Source organism: Vibrio sp. 1078-1 (genome assembly GCF_033340475.1).
This window is the reverse complement of record NZ_JAWOWM010000287.1, coordinates 1-741: the sequence shown is the minus strand read 5'-3', so window position 1 is coordinate 741 and position 741 is coordinate 1. Positions and strand designations below refer to the sequence as shown.

Here is a 741-nt window from a genome sequence, read left to right as displayed (position 1 = left end):
GACCGAGTTCTGCATCGTACTCCCGGCCGTCATAGACGCGCACTCGAATTTCATCCGCACCTTTGATCCCATGATAGTTAGTGACGATGTGCCCTTTTTGGGCATCAATAATGACGCCAGAGCCCAATCCGCGGAATGGGCGCTCTCGAGTTTGCTCCATCGGGAAGTCAGGGCCGAAGAAGAACTGAAATTGTTCCGGAATACGACTGGTTTGAACTTGTTTACCCTCAACCGCAATGCTCACGACTGCAGGGGTCACTTTTTCTAGCATCGGGGCTAGGCTTGGTAATTGCTGGCCATCGACACTTAGAGGCAGTGCTGCCGTGGCCGTTATCGGCGTGATAATGGAACTCAAACTTAAAGATAGAACGGTTAGCGCAAGCAATGGCTTTTTCATCCAGTAACTCCTCTTGAAACATGTCTGCCAAAAAGAAATATCCGCACTTTATACCAATAAGAATAAGCGTTTGGTCATCCATGACAGGGTACGTTTAGCCCAACCGAGAGCGCATGCCATTATTCAAAGGCCGCAATAGACTGAAACGAATTGCCTGCATAGGTTTATGAACATCAACTTATCTTGATTGATATTTTTAATATAAGGTCTAGTTTGGATATTCAAAGCGTGACGGCAGTTCACATGCAAGTTAGAGAGGGATTGCTGCAGAAAAGTTCAAAAAGGGTCGATACAAATTACGATTTATATCGACCCAAAAGAAAGGAAAAGAGCTGGTTAAGAGG

Annotated in this window: 1 pseudogene; it reads right to left on the bottom strand. The window is 45.7% G+C overall.

Features of this window, described 5'->3' with window-relative positions:
- Positions 1 to 397: pseudogene (locus tag R7190_RS27140) on the bottom strand (serine endoprotease DegQ); the annotation flags it as partial.
- Between the last annotated feature and the right edge of the window lie 344 nt (positions 398 to 741).